The sequence below is a fragment of the Pseudomonas sp. GQ91 genome (genome assembly GCF_059758795.1).
In genome coordinates, this window is sequence record NZ_JCAXED010000003.1 from 35,075 (window position 1) to 52,671 (window position 17,597).

Sequence of the window (17,597 nt, forward strand, 5' to 3'; positions counted from 1 at the left end):
CTGATGCCGCAGGTCATTTTTCTGCCACACGCCGAGCATTGCCCGGACGGTATGGTTGTGGAGGCTGAGACCGGCAAGTCCCTTCTCGACGTCGCGCATGACAACCACATCGAGATCGAAAGTGCCTGTGGTGGCGTCAACGCCTGTACCACTTGTCACTGCATCATCCGCGAAGGTTTCGATAGCCTCGAAGAGGCTGATGAGTTGGAAGAGGACTATCTTGATAGAGCGTGGGGCCTGGAGCCGACATCGCGCCTGAGCTGTCAGGCCATCGTCGGCACCGAAGACCTCACCGTTGAAATTCCGAAATATTCGCTCAACCATGCAGCCGAAGCGCCGCACTGATTCAAGGAAGTGTCATGAGTCTTAAATGGGTTGATGTGCAAGAGATCGCTATTCTGTTGGCCGACGGCCATCCGGATATGGATCCTTATTCGGTGAACTTTGTCGCTTTGCGTGACATGGTCATGGCCTTGCCAGGGTTTGAAGACGATCGGGATCGCGGCGGTGAAAAGGTGCTTGAAGCTATCCAGACTGCCTGGAAAGAAGAACAGGACTGAAGCCTCCCTTACGCAGTTAGGCAATACCCAAGAACCCGCGTATAATTCGCGGGTTTAATTTTTCGCAAATTACCGTTTCTGGAGTTACACCATGGCTGTTCAACGTACTTTCTCCATCATCAAGCCTGACGCAGTTGCAAAAAACGTCATCGGCGAGATCACCACTCGTTTCGAAAAAGCCGGCCTGAAGGTTGTAGCTTCGAAACTCAAGCAACTGTCCAAGGCTGAAGCTGAAGGCTTCTACGCCGAGCACAGCGCTCGTGGCTTCTTCGGCGACCTGGTTGCCTTCATGATCTCCGGCCCGGTTGTCGTTCAGGTCCTGGAAGGCGAAAACGCTATCGCTCTGAACCGTGAGCTGATGGGCGCCACCAACCCTAAAGAAGCTGCTGCCGGCACCATCCGTGCTGATTTCGCTGAGTCCATCGACGCCAACGCTGTTCACGGTTCGGACTCCGAAGCCGCTGCTGCTCGCGAAATTTCGTACTTTTTCGCTGCTACTGAAGTAACCGCTCGCTAAGCATCGGCTTAAAGAGTGAGGGTGAATCCATGACTACATCGACTGTTAAAACCAACCTGCTGGGTCTGACCCAACAGGAAATGGAAAAATTCTTCGACTCAATCGGGGAGAAGCGTTTCCGTGCCGGTCAGGTAATGAAATGGATTCACCACTTTGGCGTCGATGATTTCGACGCCATGACCAACGTCAGCAAGGCTCTGCGCGACAAGCTCAAGAGCATTGCCGAGGTTCGCGGTCCGGAAGTTGTCAGCGAGGACATCTCCAGCGACGGCACCCGCAAGTGGGTGGTGCGCGTGGCGTCCGGCAGTTGCGTCGAGACCGTCTACATTCCCCAGGGCAAGCGCGGCACCTTGTGCGTTTCGTCCCAGGCAGGCTGTGCCCTGGACTGCAGTTTCTGCTCCACCGGCAAGCAAGGCTTCAATAGCAACCTCACCGCCGCCGAAGTTATCGGTCAGGTGTGGATTGCCAACAAATCCTTTGGCAGCGTCCCGGCAACCGTCGACCGTGCCATCACCAACGTGGTGATGATGGGCATGGGTGAGCCGCTGTTGAACTTCGATAACGTCGTTTCGGCCATGCACCTGATGATGGACGACCTGGGCTACGGCATTTCCAAGCGCCGCGTGACCCTGTCGACCTCCGGCGTGGTGCCGATGATCGATGAGCTGTCCAAGCACATCGACGTCTCCCTGGCGTTGTCCCTGCACGCACCCAATGACGCATTGCGTAATCAATTGGTGCCGATCAACAAGAAGTATCCGCTTAAGATGCTGCTCGAGTCTTGCCAGCGCTACATGTCGTCCCTGGGCGAAAAGCGCGTGCTGACCATCGAGTACACCTTGCTCAAGGACATCAATGACAAGGTTGAGCACGCGGTCGAGATGATCGAGTTGCTCAAGAACATCCCGTGCAAGATCAACCTGATTCCGTTTAACCCGTTTCCCCATTCTGGCTACGAGCGGCCGAGCAACAACGCTATCCGCCGTTTCCAGGATCAACTGCACCAGGCCGGCTTCAATGTCACCGTCCGCACCACCCGTGGTGAAGACATTGATGCTGCGTGTGGCCAATTGGTAGGACAGGTGCTGGACCGCACCCGTCGCAGCGAGCGTTATATCGCCGTGCGCGAATTGAGCGCTGACAGTGATATGGCGCAGAACGCCGCGACCCGAACCTGAGAGAGGATCTCTATGCCCTTGCGCCTTGCGCTGCTTTTGCTTTTTGCCGGTCTGATGGCCGGTTGCGTTTCCTCGGGCGCTGACAGTCCGTTGCAAACCGGCAAGGGACGTGATGAGGCGCGTGCTGCCTATGTGCAGTTGGGCTTGGGGTATCTGCGCCAGGGTTTGAGCGAGCAGGCCAAGGTGCCGTTGCAGAGAGCCCTGGTCCTTGACGGTCAGGACGCTGATGCCAATGCGGCGTTGGCCCTGGTATTCCAGGCCCAGGCCGAACCCGAGCTGGCGGAGCAGTACTTGCGCAAGGCGCTGGCCGTGCGACCCGGTGATCCGCGGCTGCTCAATAACTATGGCAGTTTCCTGTTCCAGCAGGCACGTTTCGCCGAAGCTTCCGGTTATTTTCAGCAAGCGGCAGCCGATACCCTCTATCCTGAGCGTTCCCGGGTTTTCGAGAACCTCGGTGTGACTTCGATACGCCTCGGGCAGCGTGACAGCGCTCGCCGGCAACTGGAAAAAGCCCTGCACTTGAACCAACGCCAGCCTCGGGCTTTGCTCGAAATGGCTGAGTTGTCCTATGAAGACAGGCATTATGTGCCAGCACGTGACTATTACGAACGTTTTAGCCTGCTCAGCGGGCAAAATGCACGTAGTCTATTGCTCGGCGTGCGCTTGGCTGCGGTTCATGAGGAACGCGACAAGGCCGCACGTTTTGGCCAGCAATTAGAACGACTCTATCCCGGTACGCCGGAATATCAGCAATACCTGTCGGAGCAATGATGAAAGCCGCGCACCCGGAAGTTGTAGCCGCTAATCGTGTAAACCCAGGCGAGACCTTGCGTCAGGCCCGCGAAAGCAATGGTTGGTCGTTGGCCGAAGTGGCCCTCAAGCTCAATTTGACCACCACTTCCCTGGGCAACCTGGAAAACGGTGCGTTCGACAAGCTGCCGGGGCACACCTTTGCCCGCGGCTACATCCGCGCCTACGCCAAGTTGCTGGGCATCGACCAGGCGGCTCTGGTCCAGGAGTTCGACCAATTCACCGGCACCGATTCCCAAGGCAGCAGCGTTCACGGCCTGGGTCGTATCGAAGAACCAGTGCGGGTTTCCCACACGATTCTGCGCATCGTCAGCCTGTTGTTGCTGATCGCTGTGATCGGCGGCGGTTTTCTCTGGTGGCAGGACCAGGCCTCCCTGCGCAGCAAGGACCTGACCAGTAACGCCCTTGAGCATGTCGAAGTCGAAAGCGCCGACGGTACCACCCAGATTCATCCTCTGGACGAGCCGGAAGATCAGGCTGTGGTTCAGGGACAGACTGCGCCGCAAGGTCAGAGCCTGGATTTGCAAACGGGTCAACCGGCTGCCGAGGCCGGCGCCGATCCGGCCGCGACCGCTGTGCAACCTGCTCCTGGCGTCACTGCTCCGGTTACCCCGGTTACCCCGGCTGCCCCGGCTCCCGCCCCCGTCGATCCGGCCCAGACGCCGGTTGCACCCGTTGCTCCGGTTGCGCCGACTACGCCGACTGCAGCAGCCCCCGAAGCCCAGGCGCCCGTCACGGTGATGGGCGATGGCCGTGTCCAGATTACCTACGTCGCTGACTGCTGGACGCAAGTCAGCGATGGCACTGGCAAGGTGCTGTTCAGCGGACTGAAGCGTAAGGGCGATACGCTGGATCAGGTCGGCAAACCCCCTCTGGCGCTGCGTCTGGGCTTTGCCCGTGGCGCGCAAGTGGTCTACAACGGCCAGCCCGTGGACGTGGCGCCGTTCACCAGTGGCGAGACCGCTCGCCTGAAGTTGGGACAATAGTCATGCACGGCGAATCTCCAATCAAACGTCGCGTATCGCGCAAGATCTGGGTCGGCTCGGTGCCGGTGGGGGGCGATGCCCCTATCGCGGTGCAGAGCATGACCAACAGCGACACCAATGATGTGGCCGCCACCGTTGCCCAGATCAACCGTCTGGAAGCGGCCGGCGTCGATATCGTGCGGGTTTCGGTTCCGGACATGGACGCCGCCGAAGCGTTCGGTCGTATCAAGCAACTGGTCAAGGTGCCGCTGGTCGCCGATATTCATTTCGATTACCGGATTGCCTTGCGTGTGGCTGAGTTGGGCGTCGATTGCCTGCGGATCAACCCGGGTAACATTGGTCGTGAAGACCGGGTGCGCGCCGTGGTGGATGCCGCCCGTGATCGCGGGATCCCGATTCGCATCGGCGTGAACGCCGGTTCCCTGGAAAAAGACCTGCAAAAGAAATATGGCGAACCGACACCTGCGGCGTTGGTGGAGTCTGCACTGCGTCACGTCGAGCACCTGGAGCGTCTGAATTTCCAGGACTTCAAGGTCAGCGTAAAGGCTTCCGATGTGTTCATGGCGGTAGAAGCCTACCGTCTGCTGGCCAAGGAAATCGTCCAGCCGCTGCACCTGGGCATCACCGAAGCCGGTGGTTTACGTTCAGGCACAGTGAAATCTGCGGTGGGTCTCGGTATGCTGCTGGCCGACGGGATTGGCGATACTATTCGCATCTCCCTGGCGGCGGACCCGGTAGAGGAAGTGAAAGTCGGCTACGACATTCTCAAATCCCTGCATTTACGTTCCCGTGGCATCAATTTTATTGCCTGCCCGAGCTGCTCGCGGCAGAACTTCGACGTGGTGAAAACCATGAACGAACTGGAAGTGCGCCTGGAAGACCTGCTGGTGCCGCTGGATGTGGCGGTGATCGGATGTGTGGTCAACGGCCCGGGTGAAGCCAAAGAGGCGCATATCGGCCTGACCGGTGGCACGCCCAACCTGATTTACATCGACGGCAAGCCGTCGCAGAAATTGACGAATGACAATCTGGTGGATCAGTTGGAAAGGTTGATCCGCGAGAAAGCGGCCGAAAAGGTCGAAGCTGACGCAGCGCTGATCGCGCGCGGCTGATTGAACGAATTTAAGGACTAGATGTGAGCAAGTCTCTGCAAGCCATTCGTGGCATGAACGACATCCTGCCCGAGCAGACGCCGCTGTGGCGCTACTTCGAGAGCACGGTCGCGCGTCTGCTGGATAACTACGGTTACAAGCAGATCCGCATGCCGATCGTCGAGTTCACCGAGCTGTTCAAGCGCTCCATCGGTGAAGTGACCGACATCGTCGAAAAAGAGATGTACACCTTCGAAGACCGCAACGGCGACTCCCTGACCCTGCGTCCGGAAGGGACCGCCGCGTGCGTGCGCGCTGTGCTGGAGCATGGCCTCACCGGTGGCGGTCAGCCGCAGAAGCTGTGGTACATCGGCCCGATGTTCCGCCACGAGCGTCCGCAGAAAGGCCGTTATCGCCAGTTTCACCAGATTGGCCTGGAAGTCTTCAACCTCGACGGTCCGGACATCGATGCCGAGCTGATCGTGTTGACCTGGCGCCTGTGGGGCCTGTTGGGGATCCGTGACGCGGTCAAGCTCGAGCTCAACAGCCTGGGCACCAGTGAATCCCGTGGCCGTTACCGTGAAGCCCTGGTTGAGTTCCTGTCCGCACGCCTGGACCAGTTGGATGAAGACAGCCAGCGTCGCCTGAAAACCAACCCGTTGCGCGTACTTGATACCAAGAATGCCGACACCCAGGCGGTACTGGTCGACGCGCCGAAAATGGCCGACTACCTGGATGATGAATCCCGCACGCACTTCGAGGGGCTCAAGGCCCGCCTGGAGGCGGCCGGTATTCCTTTTGTCATCAACCCCAAGCTGGTACGTGGCCTCGATTACTACAGCAAGACCGTTTTCGAGTGGGTCACCGACAAGCTTGGCGCCCAGGGTACGGTGTGTGCCGGTGGCCGTTACGACGGCCTGGTGGAACAAATGGGCGGTAAGCCGACCACCGGTGTGGGGTTCGCCATGGGGATCGAGCGCCTGATCCTGCTGCTGGAAACCCTGGAGCAGGTACCCGAAGAAATTTCCCGTCAGGTGGATGTGTACTTGTGCGCCTTTGGCGAGGCGGCCGAACTGGCTGGCCTGGCCTTGAGCGAACAGCTACGCGACCAACTGCCGAACCTGCGCTTGCAGGTGAATGCCGGTGCCGGCAGTTTTAAAAGCCAATTCAAGAAAGCCGATAAGAGCGGTGCATTGTATGCACTGATCCTGGGCGATGATGAACTGGCCCAGCAAGTGGTAAGTTTCAAACCCCTGCGTGGCCAGGGCGAACAACAAAGCATTGCCTTTGATGCGCTCGCTGCGCATTTGGCCACCTGCATCGTGCAGGGTTGAAGCTGTCAAACAGCCGAATTTAGCGATTAAGGAGTATTGGGGTGTCGAGTACTGATGATGAGCAACTGGCCGATTTCAAGGACTGGTGGCAGCGCAACGGCAAACCCCTGGTCACTGGCGGCTTGCTGGCGCTAGTGGTGGTGTTCGGTTGGCAGGCTTTCCAGAAGTATCAGAGCAATCAGTCGCACGGCGCCTCGATGCTCTATCAGCAACTGCTGGAAACCACGCTGACGCCGAATGGCAAGCCTGACCCTGCCCAGGTGGCGGATCTGGCCGGCAAGCTGAAAAGCGAATTTGGCGGTAGCACCTACGCCCAGTACGGTAGCCTGTTCGTCGCGAAAGTCGCGGTCGACACCGGCAAGCTGGATGATGCCGTGGCCGAATTGAAAGCCGTCGCCGACAAGCCGGCCAACCCGACCCTGGGTGAAATTGCACGTCAGCGCCTGGCTCAGGTTCTGGCAGCCCAAAACAAGGCCGACGAAGCACTGAAACTGCTCGACGGCGATGCTGACAAGGCATTCCTGGCTACTCGTGAAGAGCTCAAGGGCGACCTGCTGGTCCAATTGGGTCGTACCGACGAAGCCAATGCTGCGTACCAAAAAGCCAAGGCCGCGCTGTCTGATGAAGCAGCGGTCGGTGGCTTACAAACCAAGCTGGACGACCTGGCCAAAGGGGATGCGTGACGTGATCCGTTGGAAACATGCAGCATTGCTGGCTCTGGCCGTTTTGGCCGCGGGTTGCAGCAGCAACAGCAAAAAAGAACTGCCGCCTGCCGAGCTGACCAGCTTCAAGGAAGAAGTGGTCCTGCAAAAGCAGTGGAGCCGCTCCATCGGTGACGGTCAGGGTGACACCTACAACATGTTGGTACCGGCAATCGACGGTGACAACATTGTGGCGGCTGACGTCACCGGCGTAGTGGTTTCCATGGATCGCATGAACGGCGACGTCAAGTGGAAGACAGACCTCGAACTGCCAGTATCCGGCGCCGTCGGCGTGGGTTATGGCCTGGTGATGATCGGCACGCTCAAGGGCGAAGTCGTGGCACTGGATTCGAGCACCGGTGAAGAGAAATGGCGCGCTCGCGTGACCAGTGAAGTCCTCGCGCCGCCTGCCACCAACGGTGATGTCGTGGTCGTGCAGACCCAGGATGACAGCCTGATTGGCCTTGACGCCACTACGGGCGAGCAACGCTGGTTGTATGACAGTACCCCCGCGGTCCTGACGTTGCGCGGTACCAGCGGTCCGGTTGTGACCAATAACCTGGCACTGGCTGGCCTGTCGACCGGTAAAGTGGTCGCCCTGAACATCCAGAACGGCGTACCGGCCTGGGAATCGCGGGTCGCGATTCCACAAGGTCGTTCCGAGCTGGACCGCGTAGTGGATATCGACGGCGGTTTGCTGCTGTCGGGTGAAACCCTCTATGTCGCGACTTACCAGGGTCGTGTAGCGGCGTTGGACCTGCAAAGCGGTCGCGTGCTCTGGCAGCGTGATGCTTCCAGCTATGCGGGTGTCGCCCAGGGGTTTGGCAGCGTCTACGTCAGCCTGGCGTCCGGCACTGTTGAGAGCGTCGACGAGCGTTCCACCACTGCTTTGTGGAGCAATGACTCGCTGGCCCGTCGTCAACTGTCGGCACCGGAAGTGTTCTCCAGCTACGTGGTGGTAGGTGACCTGGAAGGTTATCTGCACCTGCTGAGCCAGGTGGATGGTCGTTTTGTCGGCCGCGAACGTATCGACAGCGACGGCCTGCGTGCCCGTCCGCTGGTTGTAGGCAACATGCTTTACGTGTTTGGTAACAGCGGCAAGTTGGAAGCCCTGACCATCAAGTAAGAACTATGCTTGGGGTAACTCCCAGGCGGCCCTGCTACAACGCTTTTTGTTTCTTGTAGGAGCGAGCTCGCTCGCGAAGAACCTGAGGAACACACGTTTAATCAGGTTAGGCGCGTTATCGTTGTCGTTCTTCGCGAGCAAGCTCGCTCCTACAGTGATCAGTGTTGGGTGGGGTATGTGGCAGATCAAATGCCGCCCCGAGCACCAGCCGCTGCCTTGCAGCGGCTTTTGTATTTTCTGAAATAACGAAGTGGAGAGCCGCATGGTTCCCGTAATCGCCCTGGTGGGCCGACCTAACGTCGGCAAGTCCACCTTGTTCAACCGCCTGACCAGGACTCGCGACGCCATCGTCGGCGACTTGTCCGGTCTGACCCGTGATCGCCAATACGGTGAGGCAAAGTGGCAAGGGCGCTCCTACATTCTTGTCGACACCGGCGGTATCTCCGGTGACGAGCATGGCATGGACGAAAAGATGGCCGAGCAGTCGCTGCTGGCTATCGAAGAAGCCGATGTCGTGTTGTTCCTGGTGGATGCCCGTGCGGGCTACACCGCTGCTGACCAGATGATTGGCGAGCACCTGCGCAAACGCAACAAACGCTCCTACGTGGTGGCCAACAAGATCGACAACATCGATCCTGAACTGGCCCGCGCCGAATTCAGCCCGATGGGCCTGGGCGACGCGATCCCGATCGCCGGTGCCCACGGTCGCGGCATCACCCAGATGCTGGAAATCTGCCTGCGTGACTTCCCTCGGGATGACGTCGAGGAAGAAGAGGGCGAAGACGAGATCGTTGCCGAAGGTGAGGAAGCCAAGCGCATTCCTGGGCCGAGCGAAAAAGACGGGATCAAGATCGCCATTATTGGCCGTCCGAACGTCGGCAAGTCGACCTTGGTCAACCGCATGCTCGGTGAAGACCGGGTGATCGTGTATGACCAGCCCGGCACTACCCGCGACAGTATCTACATCCCGTTTGAGCGTAACGACGAGAAGTACACGCTGATCGATACCGCCGGTGTACGCAAGCGCGGCAAGATCCACGAGGAGGTTGAAAAGTTCTCGGTGGTCAAGACCCTGCAGGCGATCAAGGACGCCAACGTGGTGATCTTCGTCATGGACGCCCGCGAAGGTGTGGTCGACCACGACCTCAACCTGCTGGGCTTCGCCCTTGAGGCGGGTCGGGCACTGGTGATCGCGATCAACAAGTGGGACGGCATGACGCCAAGCGAGCGCGACTACGTCAAGGTCGAGCTGCAGCGTCGGTTGTTCTTTGTCGACTTCGCCGACATCCACTTTATCTCGGCGCTGCACGGCACCGGCGTGGGCAACCTCTACGCGTCTGTGCAGAACTCGTTCAAGTCGGCGGTCACCCGCTGGCCGACCAACCGCCTGACCCAGATCCTCGAGGACGCCGTGGGCGAGCACGCGCCACCGATGGTCAACAACCGTCGGATCAAGCTGCGTTACGCCCACTTGGGCGGTGCCAACCCGCCGATTATCGTGATCCACGGTAATCAGATCGAGAAGGTGCCGAAGTCCTATGTTCGTTATCTGGAAAACACCTACCGCCGTGTCTTGAAACTGGTCGGTACGCCGATCCGTATCGAGTTCAAGGGTGGCGAGAACCCGTACGAAGGCAACAAGAACAGCCTGACCGACCGTCAAGTGAACAAGAAACGTCGCTTGATGAGTCACAACAAGAAGGCTGACAAGAAGCGTAAAGATCGGCGCTAAGCTTCAGGCTGGCAACCCCATCGCCGCACAAAAAAGGCTTTTGTAGGAGCGAGCTTGCTCGCGAAGAACGTCAGGGCACCGCGTTAAAACCAGACAGCCCACGTTATCGTTGACGATTTTTCGCGAGCAAGCTAGCGCCTACAAAGATTGGCACTCCTTCTCCATAGCCGTTTTTTGTGCCTGGCGATTGACCCCTTGCAGCTTGCAGCTTAAAACTTGCAGCTCACCTGGAGGGGGCTCCATGATCACCAGCAAGCTGCCGAATGTCGGCACCACGATTTTTACCACGATGTCGCAACTCGCCGCCGAGACCGGCGCGCTGAATCTGTCCCAGGGTTTTCCCGACTTCAATGGCCCCCAGGCGCTGCTCGATGCGGTGGGCAGGCACGTCGCCAGCGGCCACAACCAATACGCGCCGATGACCGGCCTGCCGGCGCTGCGGCAGCAAGTGTCGGCCAAACTGGCGCGCAGCTACGGCGTCACGGTCGATCCCGACACCGAAGTGACCATCACGCCCGGCGCCACCCAGGCGATTTTCTGCGCAATCCAGGCGGTGATCCGCAGCGGCGATGAAGTCATCGTGTTTGATCCGTGCTACGACAGCTACGAACCTTCCGTAGCACTTGCCGGCGGTCGCTGTGTGCACGTGCAACTGGGGCTGGAGGATTTCAGCCTGGACTTCGAGCAGATCCAGGCCGCGCTGTCACCGCGTACGCGCATGATCATTCTCAACACCCCGCATAATCCCAGTGGCGCGCTGATCAGTCGGACCGAACTGGAGCAACTGGCCGAACTGATCCGTCATCGTGATATTTATCTGGTCAGCGATGAGGTTTACGAACACCTGGTCTTCGACGGCGTGCCCCATGTCAGCGTATTGGCCCATGAAGAGCTGTATCAACGGGCCTTTGTGGTCAGTTCCTTTGGCAAGACCTACCACGTCACCGGCTGGAAAACCGGCTACGTGATCGCGCCACCGGCTCTCAGCGCCGAGCTGCGCAAGGTGCATCAATACGTCAGTTTCTGTGGCGTTACGCCGCTGCAGTACGCGCTGGCGGACTACATGGCCGAGCACCCTGAACATGTTGCAGAACTGCCGGGGTTTTATCAGGCCAAGCGTGACCTGTTCTGCGACTTGCTGGCGTCATCCCGCTTCAGCTTTACTCGGGTGGCCGGTACTTACTTCCAACTGGTGGATTACTCACGGGTCCGTCCGGATCTGGATGACGTTGACATGTCGCTGTGGATGACCCGCGAACATGGCGTGGCCAGCATTCCGGTCTCGGTGTTCTACCAGAACCCACCGCAGGGCCGGCGCCTGGTGCGCCTGTGCTTTGCCAAGCGCGAGGAGACGCTGCGCCAAGCAGCCGAGAAGCTATGCGTGATTTGAGTGAGTTACCCGATCTGAATATTGCCCTGGTACAGACCTCCCTGGCGTGGCATGACCGCCAGGCGAACCTTGAGCATTTCGAGTCGCTGCTGGAGCAGGCCAGGGGCGCGGATTTGATTGTGCTGCCGGAGATGTTCACCACCGGCTTCTCGATGGAGTCCGAAACCCTCGCGGAAGCAGAGCACGGACCGACCCACGAGTGGCTCAAGGCCCAGGCGCGCAAATACGCTGCGGTGATTACCGGCAGCGTGATTATCCAGGCGGCAGACGGCAGCCATCGCAACCGCCTGTTGTGGGCGCGGCCGGATGGCGAGGTGTTGCACTACGATAAACGCCACTTGTTTCGCATGGCCGGCGAGCACAATCACTACACCCCCGGTGAACGCCAGGTGCAGTTCGAGCTCAAGGGGTGGCGCATTCGCCCATTGATTTGCTATGACCTGCGCTTTCCGGTGTGGAGCCGTGACGCCCAGGACACCGACCTGCTGCTGTACACCGCGAACTGGCCGGGCGCGCGACGCCAGCACTGGAATCGCTTGTTGCCGGCACGGGCGATCGAAAACCTGTGTTATGTGGCGGCGGTGAATCGCGTCGGAACAGACGGCAAGGGCTTTGCCTATACCGGTGACAGTCAGGTGCTGGACTTCCAGGGCGAAAGCCTGCTCAGCGCGGGGGAGGCGGACGGGGTTTTCCAGGTGTGCCTGGATGCCGCGGCACTGGCGGACTATCGCAGCCGTTTCCCGGCTAACCTGGATGCCGATAGCTTTCAATTTGTCTGACAAATTGCTATCGCGAGCAAGCCCGCTCCCACATTCGACCGCATTCCCCCAGGCGGATGCGGTCGAATGTGGGAGCGGCGGTGCGACGATTCGACTTGCTCGCGATGAGGCCATCAGCCTCACCCTAGACCCAAAGCAAAAAGGCCCCTGGTTTTTTCAATCCAGGGGCCTTTTGTATTTCAGCGTAGGTTTACGCCGCTTTCGCTTCCAACTGGCTCAGCGAGCGGTTCAGCGCGCTGAACAGCGCCTTGAAGCTGGCCGTGGTGATGTTTTCATCGATGCCCACACCGTGTACCGAACGCTCGCCGTTGACCCGCAGCTCAATGTAAGCCGCCGCCTTGGCATGGGTGCCGGCGCCGATGGCGTGTTCGTTGTAGTCCATGATTTCGACACCAATCGGCAGGCCGGCCACCAGCGCCTCCAGTGCGCCGTTACCCTTGCCGTGCCAGCGCAGGTTGGTTTCGCCCTGGCCTTTGCCGGACACTTCCACTTCCACCGTGCTGTTGCCGTTTTCTTCCTGCAGGCGATGGCTGACCAACGCGTACGGGGTGTTGGCTTGCAGGTATTCACGCTGCAACAACGCGTAAATCTGCGGTGCAGTCATCTCCAGGCCAACGCGATCGGTTTCCGCCTGTACCACTTGGCTGAACTCGATCTGCATGCGACGTGGCAAGCTGATGTCGTATTCCTGTTCCAGCAAATAAGCGATCCCGCCTTTGCCCGACTGGCTGTTGACGCGAATCACCGCCTCGTAGCTGCGGCCAATGTCGGCCGGGTCGATTGGCAAATACGGTACTTCCCACAGGGTGTCCGGCTTCTGCTGGGTAAAGCCCTTGCGGATCGCGTCCTGGTGGGAGCCCGAGAAGGCAGTGTGGACCAGGTCGCCCACATATGGATGACGCGGGTGTACCGGGATCTGGTTGCACTCTTCGACGACTTTGCGCACACCGTCGATATCGGAGAAATCCAGCTCGGGATCCACGCCTTGGGTGTAGAGGTTCAAGGCCACTGTCACCAGGTCGACGTTGCCGGTGCGCTCGCCGTTGCCGAACAGGCAGCCTTCGACACGGTCGGCGCCGGCCATCAGGCCCAGCTCGGTTGCCGCAACCCCGGTACCACGGTCGTTGTGGGTGTGCAGGCTGATGATGACGCTGTCACGACGGTTGATATGGCGACCGAACCACTCGATCTGGTCGGCATAGATGTTCGGCGTGGCGCATTCGACGGTAGCCGGCAGGTTGAGGATCACCTTGTGCTCAGGTGTCGGGTTCCAGACCTCGATCACCGCGTCACAGACTTCCTTGGCGAATTCCAGCTCGGTCGCACTGAAGGTTTCCGGTGAGTACTCGAACGTCCACTGGGTTTCCGGCTGCTGGGCGGCGTATTTGACGAACAGCTTGGCCGCGTTGACCGCGATCGCCTTGATCCCGTCCTTGTCCTGATTGAAGACAATGCGACGGAAGGATGGCGAGGTCGCGTTATACAAATGCACGATGGCTTTCTTCGCCCCGCGCAGGGATTCAAAGGTGCGGGCGATCAAATCTTCACGGCCCTGGGTCAGCACCTGGATGGTGGTGTCCTCGGGGATGTGATTGTCTTCGATCAGCGTGCGCACGAAGTCGAAATCGGTTTGCGAAGCGGCCGGGAACGAGGCTTCGATTTCCTTGACGCCGACAGCGACCAATGTCTTCCAGAAGCGCAGTTTCTTGACCGCATCCATCGGTTCGATCAGCGATTGGTTGCCGTCGCGCAAATCGGAGCTGCACCAGATCGGCGCGGCAGTGATGGTCTTCGACGGCCAGGTGCGGTCCGGGATATCAATGGTCGGGAACGCACGGTATTTCGAAGACGGGTCTTTGAGCATGCTCATCAGAAGAATCCTTGTTGTAGGGCCGAAAAGAGGCGGCCTGCCGGAAAACGTTTATTAGGGATGCTGTTATTGAGGTGAAGCAAGAGGCGAGGCAGTTCGATTCAGCCTGGCAGTCGTGCGCTGACAAGGCACAGGCTGCGGTGCTGACGAAGCTGAATGAGGGTGTGAGAGGTTTTCATAAGCTCAACCCTAACCGTCGGGATTCAAGATGGCAAGCAGTCGAAAAAAATTGAGAGGATTTCTGGGTTTTAGGTGGTAGGCGAGATTTTATGCTTGAAATTTACCTTTTGGCTTGTTTTGTTTGCGCACCCTGCCAAGGGTGCGCAATCCGGATCAAGGGGTAAAAGCGCCAATGAAGATCGCCGGATCCACCCGCGCGTCGTTCAGGCTGACATTCCAGTGCATATGCGGTCCGGTTGCGCGGCCAGTGGCGCCCACCTTGCCGACCACCGCCCCGCGTGCCAGCTGTTGGCCCACGTTCACATCAATCTTCGACAGATGACAAAACATGCTGATAAAGCCTTGGCCATGGTCGACGAATACGGTTTTACCGTTAAAGAAGTAGTCACCGATCAGGATCACCTTGCCGCGTGCCGGGGTCTTGACCGGTGTGCCCGCGGGCACCGCAAAGTCCAGGCCGGAGTGGGGATTGCGTTCCTCGCCATTGAAGAACCGGCGAACACCGAACTTGCTCGACAGCGGGCCGTTCACCGGCTTGTCCAATATCAGATTGCTGGGGATGTTCGGGCTGAATGTGCGGTAGGCCTTGATCTGGGTCGCCAACTCCTTCTCGATGCGCTTGAGCTGTGCCGGCGCCGGGTTGACCTGGCTTTTATTCTTCAGGGTGATGCGTTGTTCCGGGTACTTCTTGAAGCCCACGATGAAAGGCAGGTTGCGGCCGCCGCTGCTGATCCGGTGATTGCCAGGTGGTGTGCCCAGTGGAATGCCGACGATGGCGAGCCAGTTGTCCTGCTCCTTGACCACCAAGACCGGTTTGCCTTGAAAGGTGGCCTTGGGTGCCGCGGCCGAGGCGCCCAGGTCCACCACGGCCACGCCGCCGGGCACTGGTTTGTTCAAGGCTCGGGTAATGTAGCTGTCGGCATGGGCGTTAAAGGTCAGGCACAACAGCATCAGCAAACTTAAAAAACGCGGCATGAATCAATCCAGTAATGAAAGGGTGACGGGCGTCAGGTGGTTATCCTCCACCCGGACCTGCAATTGGCCTTCGCCCAGACGTGCGGTAAGACGCTGGCCGGTATGGGTTTGGGCGGCGTCGCGGATGGCCTGGCCGCGCTCATCCAGAAGGATGCTGTAACCGCGTCCGAGCGTCGCCAACGGACTGACCACCTGCAGCGTTTGCACTTGGCTTTGCAACTGCAGGCGACGGGCCTTGAGACCTTCACGCATGGCGCGCGGCAGGCGTTCGGCAAGGCTGTCCAGGCGTTGGCGCAGCATCGCCAGTTGTCGGCCCGGGTGCTGGCCGGCCAGGCGTGTTTCCAGGCGGATCAGCCGTTCGCGACGGGTATTGAGGTTGCGCTCGAAGGCGCGGCGCAGGCGCATGTCCAGGTCGTCCAGGCGTTGGGCTTGCTGGCGCAGGCGTTCGCCAGGGTGGCGCAGGCGGCGGGCCATGCCTTCCAGGCGCAGGCGGTCATGCATCAGGCGGTTGCGCATGCGCATGACCAGGCGCCGGTGCAAGCTTTCGACCTGGCGCACCAGGTCGCTGGCGTCCGGTGCGAGCAGCTCGGCAGCCGCGGAAGGCGTGGGCGCGCGTACATCGGCCACGAAGTCGCTGATGGACACATCGGTTTCATGGCCCACGGCGCTGACGATTGGCGTCACGCAGGCATCCACGGCACGCGCCACCGGCTCTTCGTTGAAGCACCAGAGGTCTTCCAGCGAGCCGCCGCCACGGGCCAGGATCAGTGCGTCGAAGCCCCGTGCATCGGCCAGCTTGAGCGCTCGAACAATCTGCGAGACCGCTTCGCGGCCCTGGACCGCGGTGGGGATCAATGTCAGTTGCACCTGTGGGGCGCGGCGACGGAACACGCTGATGATGTCGCGAATCACTGCGCCAGTCGGCGAACTGATAATGCCGATCCGCCGTGGATGGGCCGGCAGCGGTACTTTTCGTTCAGCACTGAACAGGCCTTCGGCGCTGAGTTTCTCTTTCAAGGCATCGAACGCCAGGCGCAACGCGCCATCGCCGGCCGGTTCGACGGTGTCGAGAATCAACTGGTAGTCGCCGCGGCCCTCAAACAGCGAGACCTTGCCCCGTACCTTGACCGCCAGGCCATCTTTCAAGGCCTGGCGCACCCGGGCGGCATTCTGTCGAAACAATGCGCAACGCACCTGCGCGCCGCTGTCCTTGAGGGTGAAGTACACGTGGCCGGAGGCCGGGCGGGCGAGGTTGGAAATCTCGCCTTCGACCCAGATATTGGTGAACACATCTTCCAGCAACACCCGCGCGCGGCCGTTGAGCTGGCTGACAGTCAGGACTTCGCGGTCCAGGCCCAGACGGGCAAAGGGATCTTTAATCATGGACGGCAGTTTATAGGCATTCACCCAGTGTTTGACAGAACTGCTCTATCGGCGCCGAGACTGAACGCGAAGATAGGGGGGGCAACCCGGCGTGTTGGTTAAAGTGACCGATCTCTCTAACAAGGAATGTCCGATGAGCCCGGTCGAACTCATGAGTCAGTGGTCTTTCAGCGGCATCGACGGGCTGGTGCTGGTCAGCGGTATCGCGCTGATTGCCCGCTATTTGAGTACTTGACCTGTGGGTGCCAGGGATTAAGCTGCCAGCCTTCAAAGCCTATTCGCGAGCAAGCCCGCTCCCACATTCGACCGCGTTTTTGCTGTAGGAACGCCGTCGAATGTGGGAGCGGGTTTGCTCGCGAAGGCGTCAGATGCCACACCGCAGGACTCCCATGAATTCCCAAAGCATCCTTGTCCCGAAAATTTCCACCTTGCCCGTCCACGAGCCCCGGGCCCGGGCGATTGTGCGTTGGCTGGTGCGCAAGAACATCATCAAGGAAGAGCTCACTACCTGCGGGCGCACCGGCAACCGCATGGGCTACGCCCTCGCCGACGGAGCCCGCGCCGTGGTGCTGTACCCCGAAGCGTTGCCGTTCAACGAACCGGTCAACGGTCTGGAGATTATCTACAAGCGCTGCATCTACACACCAGCCAAGGGGTTTCTGGAAGAAGCCGGCTGCCCGGAATGCCGCAAGGAGGTCGGCGAGGCGCTGTTCGAAAGCCTGGAGGACTGGATGCCCGGCCACACCGATAACTTCACCTGCCCGTTGTGCGGGCATGAAGACGACATCAATGGTTTCCTGTTCCTGCAGGAATGCGGCTTCTCCAACCTGGGGTTCATCTTCAACAATTGGGCGGAGGCGGGGTTCAAGCAGAGCTTTATCGACGAATTTGCCGACTGGCTGGACCACAAGATCAGTTGGGTCAAAGTCGAGCTGTAGGAGCGAGCTTGCTCGCGAAAATCGTCAACGATAATGTGGGCTGTCTG

The 17,597-nt window shown here is 59.6% G+C and carries 17 protein-coding genes; 14 read left to right on the forward strand and 3 right to left on the reverse strand.

What is annotated here, in order from left to right:
• The first annotated feature begins 3 nt into the window (after positions 1-3).
• The 13 genes from fdx (at position 4) to AC6CIA_RS05050 (ending at position 12,204) form a co-directional block, all read left to right on the forward strand.
• A complete protein-coding gene (gene fdx, locus AC6CIA_RS04990) occupies positions 4-345 on the forward strand; it encodes an ISC system 2Fe-2S type ferredoxin (RefSeq protein WP_084380029.1) in 342 nt (113 codons plus the stop codon).
• Positions 346-359: 14 nt separating this feature from the next.
• Positions 360-560 carry a Fe-S cluster assembly protein IscX gene (gene iscX / locus AC6CIA_RS04995; protein ID WP_230152048.1) on the forward strand — a complete coding sequence of 67 codons (201 nt, stop codon included), beginning with the start codon at positions 360-362 and terminating at the stop codon, positions 558-560.
• A gap of 91 nt (positions 561-651) precedes the next feature.
• Positions 652-1,077, forward strand: a complete 426-nt coding sequence (gene ndk / locus AC6CIA_RS05000; RefSeq protein WP_003175956.1) for a nucleoside-diphosphate kinase — start codon at positions 652-654, stop codon at positions 1,075-1,077.
• Between the two features lie 29 nt (positions 1,078-1,106).
• On the forward strand, positions 1,107-2,255 hold the full coding sequence (gene rlmN, locus AC6CIA_RS05005; protein WP_498310879.1) for a dual-specificity RNA methyltransferase RlmN: 1,149 nt from the start codon (positions 1,107-1,109) through the stop codon (positions 2,253-2,255).
• A 12-nt stretch (positions 2,256-2,267) separates the two neighbouring features.
• Positions 2,268-3,026, forward strand: coding sequence for a type IV pilus biogenesis/stability protein PilW (gene pilW / locus AC6CIA_RS05010; RefSeq protein ID WP_498310880.1), 759 nt, complete (start codon positions 2,268-2,270; stop codon positions 3,024-3,026).
• Positions 3,026-4,051, forward strand: a complete 1,026-nt coding sequence (locus tag AC6CIA_RS05015; protein ID WP_498310881.1) for a RodZ domain-containing protein — start codon at positions 3,026-3,028, stop codon at positions 4,049-4,051. Before pilW ends, AC6CIA_RS05015 begins: the two co-directional genes overlap by 1 nt.
• 2 nt (positions 4,052-4,053) lie before the next feature.
• Positions 4,054-5,163, forward strand: a complete 1,110-nt coding sequence (gene ispG, locus AC6CIA_RS05020) for a flavodoxin-dependent (E)-4-hydroxy-3-methylbut-2-enyl-diphosphate synthase (RefSeq protein ID WP_084380033.1) — start codon at positions 4,054-4,056, stop codon at positions 5,161-5,163.
• A 23-nt stretch (positions 5,164-5,186) separates the two neighbouring features.
• Positions 5,187-6,476, forward strand: a complete 1,290-nt coding sequence (gene hisS, locus AC6CIA_RS05025; RefSeq protein ID WP_339531697.1) for a histidine--tRNA ligase — start codon at positions 5,187-5,189, stop codon at positions 6,474-6,476.
• A gap of 41 nt (positions 6,477-6,517) precedes the next feature.
• Positions 6,518-7,159, forward strand: coding sequence for a YfgM family protein (locus AC6CIA_RS05030; protein WP_498310882.1), 642 nt, complete (start codon positions 6,518-6,520; stop codon positions 7,157-7,159).
• Positions 7,152-8,303, forward strand: a complete 1,152-nt coding sequence (bamB, locus tag AC6CIA_RS05035; RefSeq protein ID WP_498310884.1) for an outer membrane protein assembly factor BamB — start codon at positions 7,152-7,154, stop codon at positions 8,301-8,303. Before AC6CIA_RS05030 ends, bamB begins: the two co-directional genes overlap by 8 nt.
• A gap of 262 nt (positions 8,304-8,565) precedes the next feature.
• A complete protein-coding gene (gene der / locus AC6CIA_RS05040; RefSeq protein ID WP_084380037.1) occupies positions 8,566-10,035 on the forward strand; it encodes a ribosome biogenesis GTPase Der in 1,470 nt (489 codons plus the stop codon).
• 241 nt (positions 10,036-10,276) lie between these two features.
• Positions 10,277-11,425: a pyridoxal phosphate-dependent aminotransferase gene (locus AC6CIA_RS05045; RefSeq protein WP_498310886.1), complete on the forward strand. Its 1,149-nt coding sequence runs from the start codon at positions 10,277-10,279 to the stop codon at positions 11,423-11,425.
• A complete protein-coding gene (locus tag AC6CIA_RS05050) occupies positions 11,413-12,204 on the forward strand; it encodes an amidohydrolase (protein WP_498310887.1) in 792 nt (263 codons plus the stop codon). The genes AC6CIA_RS05045 and AC6CIA_RS05050 overlap by 13 nt, the downstream gene beginning before the upstream one ends.
• 190 nt (positions 12,205-12,394) lie before the next feature.
• On the opposite strand, the gene leuA is transcribed toward AC6CIA_RS05050, so the two are convergent.
• The 3 genes from leuA to xseA all read right to left on the reverse strand — a co-directional run bounded on the left by leuA (position 12,395) and on the right by xseA (position 16,612).
• The gene (gene leuA / locus AC6CIA_RS05055) at positions 12,395-14,074 is read right to left on the reverse strand and encodes a 2-isopropylmalate synthase (protein WP_339531692.1); all 1,680 of its coding nucleotides are present in this window, start codon (positions 14,072-14,074) and stop codon (positions 12,395-12,397) included.
• Between the two features lie 333 nt (positions 14,075-14,407).
• Positions 14,408-15,229 (reverse strand): peptidoglycan DD-metalloendopeptidase family protein, encoded by an 822-nt coding sequence (locus tag AC6CIA_RS05060; RefSeq protein ID WP_498310888.1) that lies wholly within the window; start codon positions 15,227-15,229, stop codon positions 14,408-14,410.
• Positions 15,230-15,232: 3 nt separating this feature from the next.
• Complete coding sequence (xseA, locus tag AC6CIA_RS05065; RefSeq protein WP_498310889.1) at positions 15,233-16,612, reverse strand: exodeoxyribonuclease VII large subunit; 1,380 nt, start codon at positions 16,610-16,612, stop codon at positions 15,233-15,235.
• 389 nt (positions 16,613-17,001) lie between these two features.
• Between xseA and AC6CIA_RS05070 the strand changes: the two genes are divergently transcribed.
• Positions 17,002-17,550: a sugar ABC transporter ATPase gene (locus tag AC6CIA_RS05070; RefSeq protein ID WP_498310890.1), complete on the forward strand. Its 549-nt coding sequence runs from the start codon at positions 17,002-17,004 to the stop codon at positions 17,548-17,550.
• The last annotated feature ends 47 nt before the right edge of the window (positions 17,551-17,597 follow it).

What these genes read in the sequence shown, in the direction of transcription:
- fdx (WP_084380029.1), top strand. Translation starts at nt 4, where the DNA reads ATGCCGCAGGTCATTTTTCTGCCACACGCCGAGCATTGCCCGGACGGT.
- iscX (WP_230152048.1), top strand. Translation starts at nt 360, where the DNA reads ATGAGTCTTAAATGGGTTGATGTGCAAGAGATCGCTATTCTGTTGGCC.
- ndk (WP_003175956.1), top strand. Translation starts at nt 652, where the DNA reads ATGGCTGTTCAACGTACTTTCTCCATCATCAAGCCTGACGCAGTTGCA.
- rlmN (WP_498310879.1), top strand. Translation starts at nt 1,107, where the DNA reads ATGACTACATCGACTGTTAAAACCAACCTGCTGGGTCTGACCCAACAG.
- pilW (WP_498310880.1), top strand. Translation starts at nt 2,268, where the DNA reads ATGCCCTTGCGCCTTGCGCTGCTTTTGCTTTTTGCCGGTCTGATGGCC.
- AC6CIA_RS05015 (WP_498310881.1), top strand. Translation starts at nt 3,026, where the DNA reads ATGAAAGCCGCGCACCCGGAAGTTGTAGCCGCTAATCGTGTAAACCCA.
- ispG (WP_084380033.1), top strand. Translation starts at nt 4,054, where the DNA reads ATGCACGGCGAATCTCCAATCAAACGTCGCGTATCGCGCAAGATCTGG.
- bamB (WP_498310884.1), top strand. Translation starts at nt 7,152, where the DNA reads ATGCGTGACGTGATCCGTTGGAAACATGCAGCATTGCTGGCTCTGGCC.
- der (WP_084380037.1), top strand. Translation starts at nt 8,566, where the DNA reads ATGGTTCCCGTAATCGCCCTGGTGGGCCGACCTAACGTCGGCAAGTCC.
- AC6CIA_RS05045 (WP_498310886.1), top strand. Translation starts at nt 10,277, where the DNA reads ATGATCACCAGCAAGCTGCCGAATGTCGGCACCACGATTTTTACCACG.
- AC6CIA_RS05050 (WP_498310887.1), top strand. Translation starts at nt 11,413, where the DNA reads ATGCGTGATTTGAGTGAGTTACCCGATCTGAATATTGCCCTGGTACAG.
- leuA (WP_339531692.1), bottom strand. Translation starts at nt 14,074, where the DNA reads ATGAGCATGCTCAAAGACCCGTCTTCGAAATACCGTGCGTTCCCGACC.
- AC6CIA_RS05060 (WP_498310888.1), bottom strand. Translation starts at nt 15,229, where the DNA reads ATGCCGCGTTTTTTAAGTTTGCTGATGCTGTTGTGCCTGACCTTTAAC.
- xseA (WP_498310889.1), bottom strand. Translation starts at nt 16,612, where the DNA reads ATGATTAAAGATCCCTTTGCCCGTCTGGGCCTGGACCGCGAAGTCCTG.
- AC6CIA_RS05070 (WP_498310890.1), top strand. Translation starts at nt 17,002, where the DNA reads ATGAATTCCCAAAGCATCCTTGTCCCGAAAATTTCCACCTTGCCCGTC.